Annotated in this window: 5 protein-coding genes; 3 read left to right on the forward strand and 2 right to left on the reverse strand. The window is 46.7% G+C overall.

Annotated features, from left to right (window positions below; all coding sequences use genetic code 11):
* Window positions 1–64: 64 nt before the first annotated feature.
* Window positions 65–1231 carry an acetyl-CoA C-acyltransferase FadA gene (gene fadA, locus ASV53_RS08860; RefSeq protein WP_094956826.1) on the reverse strand — a complete coding sequence of 389 codons (1167 nt, stop codon included), beginning with the start codon at window positions 1229–1231 and terminating at the stop codon, window positions 65–67.
* A gap of 16 nt (window positions 1232–1247) precedes the next feature.
* Window positions 1248–3425, reverse strand: coding sequence for a fatty acid oxidation complex subunit alpha FadB (gene fadB, locus ASV53_RS08865; protein WP_094956827.1), 2178 nt, complete (start codon window positions 3423–3425; stop codon window positions 1248–1250).
* Between the two features lie 420 nt (window positions 3426–3845).
* Between fadB and ASV53_RS08870 the strand changes: the two genes are divergently transcribed.
* From ASV53_RS08870 to hemG, 3 genes are read left to right on the forward strand one after another with little or no spacing between them, the layout of a single operon-like run.
* Window positions 3846–4469: a YigZ family protein gene (locus ASV53_RS08870; protein WP_094956828.1), complete on the forward strand. Its 624-nt coding sequence runs from the start codon at window positions 3846–3848 to the stop codon at window positions 4467–4469.
* A 40-nt stretch (window positions 4470–4509) separates the two neighbouring features.
* Window positions 4510–5967, forward strand: a complete 1458-nt coding sequence (locus tag ASV53_RS08875; protein ID WP_062690405.1) for a TrkH family potassium uptake protein — start codon at window positions 4510–4512, stop codon at window positions 5965–5967.
* A 9-nt stretch (window positions 5968–5976) separates the two neighbouring features.
* A complete protein-coding gene (gene hemG, locus ASV53_RS08880; protein WP_094956829.1) occupies window positions 5977–6501 on the forward strand; it encodes a menaquinone-dependent protoporphyrinogen IX dehydrogenase in 525 nt (174 codons plus the stop codon).
* Window positions 6502–6820 lie beyond the last annotated feature (319 nt).

Here is a 6820-nt window from a genome sequence, read left to right on the forward strand (position 1 = left end):
AGTTTTTGTTATATAAAGAAAAGCCCACCGAAGTGGGCCTGTGAAAGTATCGGTGATGAATCGATTATTCAACCCGCTCAAAGATAGTCGCGATCCCTTGGCCTAAGCCAATACACATAGTGGCGAGGCCAAATTGCACATCGCGATGTTCCATCAGATTAATCAAGGTGGTCGAGATCCGTGAGCCTGAACAGCCGAGTGGATGACCTAGCGCGATTGCACCGCCATTGAGGTTCACTTTCTCTTCAACTTTATCAAGCAAGTCGAGATCTTTGGCACATGGGAGTGATTGAGCGGCGAAGGCTTCGTTGAGTTCGATCATTCCAATATCACTGATATTGAGGCCTGCACGCTTTAACGCTTTTTGGGTCGCAGGGACAGGGCCGTAACCCATGATGGATGGATCGCAGCCAGCAACCGCCATCGATTTCACACGAGCACGAATTGTTAAACCGAGCGCTTTGGCACGATCCTCGCTCATTACTAGCATGGCCGATGCACCATCGGATAGTGCAGATGAGGTACCCGCTGTGACAGTACCATTGACAGGATCAAAGACTGGGCGTAATCCAGCCAACCCTTCAACGGTTGTTTCTGGGCGTATCACTTCATCATAATCAAACAGTTTGAGCGCACCGTTTTCATCGTGCCCTTCAATAGGTAAGATTTCATTTTTGAAGCGCCCTTCAACCGTTGCGGCGTAGGCCAAGCGGTGCGAGCGTGCAGCAAACTCATCTTGCATCTCACGGCTAATACCGTGCATATGACCAAGCATTTCAGCCGTTAGTCCCATCATGCCTGCCGCTCTAGCGACTGATTTGGACATACCTGGATGGAAATCCACGCCATGGTTCATCGGTACATGGCCCATGTGTTCAACCCCCCCAATAATGCAGGTTTCAGCATCGCCGACCATGATCGCGCGGGTTGCATCATGCAGTGCTTGCATCGATGAACCACATAAGCGGTTAACGGTGGTTGCGCCTACAGTGTGTGGGATCCCTGCGATTAAGGCTGCGTTACGGCCAATATTAAAACCTTGCTCTAGGGTTTGTTGGACACAACCCCAGTAAATATCTTCGATTTGAGTGGGGTCAACTTGTGGGTTGCGGCTTAATAAGCCCTTCATTAAGTGTGCAGATAAATCTTCAGCACGGACATGCCTAAATGCACCCGCTTTCGAACGTCCCATCGGGGTACGGATACAATCTACAATAACAGCGTTGTTCATGGTTTATCCCTCGTCCTTAAGCGTTAAATGGTGCTGATGCGTTGTCGATAGCGTAGTAGCTTTCGCCTTTTTCCGCTTTTGCACGTAGGCCTGCTGGCACTTGGTAAACTGCCCCAAGGTGAGCATACGCATCGGCCATTGCAACGTATTGTGCTAATCCCATTGTGTCTAAGTAGCGGAATACACCACCACGGAAAGGTGGGAAGCCTAAGCCATATACCAGCGCCATATCCGCTTCCGCAGGGGTCGCAATAATGTTTTCTTCTAAACAACGCACGACTTCGTTGATCATTGGCACCATGGTGCGTGCAATGATTTCTTCGCTACTGTATTCGGCCGCGGTACCCAAAACAGTCGACAGTAATTCAGCTACTTGAGGATCACGTGCTTTCTTCGGCTTGCCTTTGCGGTCGATAGAGTAGCTAAAGAAGCCTTTCCCGTTTTTCTGGCCAAACCGGCCGCTTTCGAACATCACATCAACCGCATCTTTGTAATCTTTGTTCATGCGCTCAGGGAAACCTTCTGCCATCACGGCTTGGGCATGATGCGCGGTATCAATACCGACGACATCAAGCAAGTAAGCCGGGCCCATTGGCCAACCGAATTGTTTCTCCATCACCTTATCGACTTGCGCAAAGTCTGCGCCGTCGCGTAATAACATGCTAAAGCCAGCAAAGTAAGGAAAGAGTACGCGGTTGACGAAGAAGCCGGGGCAGTCGTTAACGACGATAGGGGATTTACCCATTTTGGCGGCGTAAGCCACAACGCGGTTGATGGTGTCGTCTGAGGTTTTTTTGCCACGGATGATTTCAACCAAAGGCATGCGGTGCACAGGGTTGAAAAAGTGCATGCCACAGAAATTCTCAGGGCGTTGTAGTGATTCTGCTAATAAGTTGATTGGAATGGTTGAGGTATTGGAGGTCACCACCGTATCTGCAGAGACATGCTGCTCAACTTCTGCCAGTACTGCTGCTTTTACTTTTGGATTCTCAACCACGGCTTCGACGATCACATCAGCTTGTTCGATACCGGCATAACTTAGGCTTGGGGTGATTGAGGAGATAATCCCAGCCATTTTAAAGCCGTCGATACGACCGCGTTCTAGCTGTTTATTGAGTAGCTTGGTTGCTTCGTTCATGCCCAGTTCGAGCGATGGCTCCGCAATGTCTTTCATTAATACAGGCACACCTTTGAGGGCAGATTGATAAGCAATGCCGCCTCCCATGATGCCCGCGCCCAGTACCGCCCCTTTAGTCGTAGGCTTACCCGCTTTGGCGGCTTGTTTAGCATTACCTTTAATAAATTGGTCATTAAGGAATAATCCAACTAGCGCCTGAGCAACATCGGTTTTTGCCAGTTTAACGAAGTGTTTGTTTTCGACAACTAAGGCGTCATCGCGCGACATACGTGCCGCTTCTTCAATCGTCATTACCGCAGCCATTGGGGCGGGGTAATGTTTGCCTGCAACTTGAGCCACCATGGCTTTAGCCATAGTAAAGCTCATCATGGCTTCGGTGCGATTAAGTAAAAGAGGGGATTTCTTTTGTTCTCGGCGTTGCTGCCAATTTAATTTACCCGCAATGGCATCTTTGACCATTGCTATCGCATTGTCGCGCAATGCATCTGGTGCAACCACCGCATCAACTAGGCCTAGTTTGAGTGCATCTGGTGCTTTTTTATCTTTACCTGCGGTGATGATTTCCATTGCCGAATCGGCACCAATCAAACGCGGTAAGCGTACTGTCCCACCAAAGCCGGGCATGATCCCTAACTTGGTTTCAGGTAACCCTATGCGTGCAGTGCTATCGGCTAAGCGAAAATCCGTTGCAAGCACGCATTCACAGCCGCCGCCGAGTGCATGACCATTAATAGCCGAAAGTGTTGGCACGGGCAGGTCTTCTAATTTATTAAAGATATCATTGGCACGCGTTAACCATTGAGACAGTTCTTGTTCTGTCTTAGCGAATAAGCCCATAAATTCGGTAATATCCGCACCCACCACAAATGCACCTTTGGCTGATGTCACAATCAGGCCTTTGAGGTCGTTTTGTTGGTAAAGGGCATTAAGCGCTTCGCTGAAGCACTCAAGGGTTTTGATATCAAATTTATTGACACTACTAGGGGCGTTGAGGTTGAGCTCCGCAATACCATCTTCCAGATAGTCTACGGATAGGGTTTCACCTTGGTAAATCATGTTCTATCTCCGTGAATTCCAGTCTAAGCTGGCTTGATTTAGTGGTTTGACCTGTACCAGACAAATTTAGTGTGAACCCGATATTTAGCAAATACAACACTTATTTAAAACAATTGTTTAACTTTTAGGTGTGAAATAAACATACAAAATAGTGTAGGCGAATCTTGAACCTTGATATGAAAGAGTTTTTACATGAGTCGCGCAGATGGTTAAGTCGCAACATGTTGTTAAATTGTTGCTATTTTTAGTGGGGATCGAGCAAAGAAAGCCAATCTTGCGTGTTGATGATTAAAAAGCCGTATCTAAGGGGTGAGCAGTAAAGCCGCTATTTTGCTGGTGGTTATACGCAGAATGGGAAGGGTTATTGTCTTGGTTGTGGTATCCTGCTCGGTTACTAAACCATGACCTAATTGTTTTTAAATGACAGCTTCAGAACCGTATTTAATACCCGCGGCGAGTGCCTCGTGTGAAGAAGAAATCAAGAAAAGCCGTTTTATTACTTATCTTGCGCACACCCCTAAGGTGGAAGCTGCCAAAGCCTTTGTGCAGCAGATCAAAACACAGCATGCTGATGCCCGTCATAATTGCTGGGCTTTTGTTGCTGGCAGGCCGTCAGATTCAATGAAATGGGGTTTTAGCGATGATGGCGAACCTTCCGGTACCGCGGGTAAACCCATACTTGCTCAACTAACGGGGTCTGGTGTCGGTGAGCTAACCGCAGTGGTGACACGGTATTCGGGTGGGATTAAATTAGGCACCGGTGGTTTAGTAAAAGCCTATGGTGGTGGCGTTCAGCAAGCATTAACGCTGCTGAAAACACAAGAGAAAGTCATCATGTCTGAGGTTGAGATCTGCTGTGCTTATAATCAAGTTTCGCTGGTGGAGACATTGCTTGCTGAGCATTCAGGTAGCACCTTGACCGCCAGTTACACCGAGAATGTGCATGTGATGGCCGAGATTGATTGTCGCTGTGTTGATGCTTTTTGTTTGGCTTTAGTCAATCGTAGTGGCGGCACCTTGATTGCCAAAACTGTCGAGCGTTAAACGCATAACCATATTGTTTAGGATGAGAGCCAGCTAGTTCATGCAGTTTCGTTCAATCATAAGAATCGTCGGGCTTTTGCTCGCCTTATTCAGTGTTACCATGCTAGTGCCAGCGATGGTGGCATTATTTTATCGTGATGGTGCCGGTTTCCCTTTCGTGGTGACTTTTTTCCTTCTATTAATGGGGGGCGCTGTTTTATGGTTACCAAACCGTCGGCATCGCCATGAATTAAAAGCTCGTGATGGCTTTTTGATTGTTGTCCTATTCTGGACGGTAATCGGTAGCGCAGGAGCTGTGCCTTTCTTGCTATCGAAAACCCCAGACCTCTCTGTAACAGATGCCTTTTTTGAATCGTTTTCTGCCCTAACTACAACGGGGGCGACGGTGATCGTCGGATTGGATGATTTACCGAAAGCGATTTTATTCTATCGCCAGTTATTACAGTGGTTTGGTGGGATGGGGATCATCGTATTAGCTGTCGCGATTTTACCAGTGCTCGGTATCGGTGGCATGCAGCTATACCGTGCGGAAATTCCTGGTCCTGTTAAAGATTCAAAGATGACGCCGCGGATTGCCGAAACGGCTAAAACCTTGTGGTATATCTATCTGGCATTAACGGTCAGTTGTGCATTCGCTTTCTGGATGGCGGGGATGACGCCTTTTGATGCGGTCTCACACAGTTTCTCGACCATCGCAATTGGTGGTTTCTCTACCCACGATGCCAGCATGGGGTATTTTAATAGCCCAACCATTAATATGATCACCGTTGTTTTCCTGTTGATATCGGCGTGTAATTTTTCACTTCACTTTGCTGCTTTTGCCAATGGCGGGGTGAATTTACGGACTTATTGGCGCGATCCTGAATTTCGTGCTTTCTTCGGTGCCCAATTTATCTTGCTGGCGATTTGCTTTGGCATGTTATTGAAGCATCACTCGTACGACTCTTATTACGATGCGTTTGATCAGGCGCTGTTTCAGACGGTCTCTATTTCGACAACAGCAGGTTTTACCACGACCAGTTTTTCTGAGTGGCCACTTTTCTTACCTGTCTTATTGCTGTTTTCCTCTTTTGTGGGCGGCTGTGCTGGCTCGACTGGCGGCGGCATGAAAGTGATCCGAATGTTGCTTCTCTTCTTACAAGGGGTGCGTGAACTTAAGCGTTTGGTACACCCACGTGCGGTTTACACTATTAAAGTGGGTAATAAAGCATTGCCTCAACGTGTGGTTGACGCTGTGTGGGGATTTTTCTCGGCATACGCTCTGGTGTTTGTGGTGTGTATGTTGGCATTGATTGCGACGGGTATTGATGAATTGACGGCATTTTCAGCTGTTGCTGCGACGCTGAATAATTTAGGTCCAGGACTTGGCGAAGTTGCAGTACATTTTGGAGAAGTGAATTCAGCTGCTAAGTGGATACTGATCATTGCGATGTTATTTGGTCGCCTTGAGGTTTTCACATTATTAGTCTTATTTACACCAACATTCTGGCGAAACTAAGGAGCCAAAGTGGAACAGGTTTTATTACTGCACTCGAGTACGGATGGTCAGACGATTAAGATTCTTGACTATATAAAGAGGGAATTGGGTCAGGATTGTGAATGTACGCTTCAAGACCTCAATTGTTTGCCTGAGATTGAATGGCAGAAGTATGACCGTGTTTTGATCGGTGCGGCCGTTCGATATGGCCACTTAAGCAAGAAGCTATACCAATTTATTGAAAAGAACCTTCAAGCTTTAGAACAATACAAAGTTGCTTTCTTCTGTGTAAACCTAACAGCGCGTAAAGAAGGGAAGAACACACCAGAAACCAGTGCGTATATGAAAAAGTTCTTACTGAAGTCACCCTGGTGCCCAAGCTTACAAGCTGTATTTGCTGGCGCCTTACGTTACCCACGCTATAACTTGTTCGATCGCACTATGATTCAGCTCATTATGCGTATAACTGGCGGTGAAACGGATACCAGTAAAGAAGTTGAATATACAGATTGGGCCGCTGTTGCTCGGTTTACCACGACTTTTAAACAGTTTTAGGTGCCCTTTTTATCGGTTTGGTGCTTATTTAATCACTTGAAAAGGAAATCGATTCTTTTTGGAAAAAGGGCCTTGCCAAACCGATCGAACTCCCTATAATACGACCTCACTGACACGGAGCAAGGCGCTAAGCCCGCTACGAAGTCAGTATGTTCTTTAATAATTTGACCATGCAATCTGTGTGGGCACTCGTGAAATGAATAGTCAAAACTGTTCATTGTTACTTTTAAGTAAGAATGAACTTGGCATCAATGAACTGAGTGACCAATACAAAACTTAAGTTTACTTAAGCTTTGGCACAGTCAATTCGAATATCATG

Origin of the sequence: Photobacterium sanguinicancri (assembly GCF_002265265.1) — a bacterium.
GTDB lineage: Bacteria > Pseudomonadota > Gammaproteobacteria > Enterobacterales > Vibrionaceae > Photobacterium > Photobacterium sanguinicancri.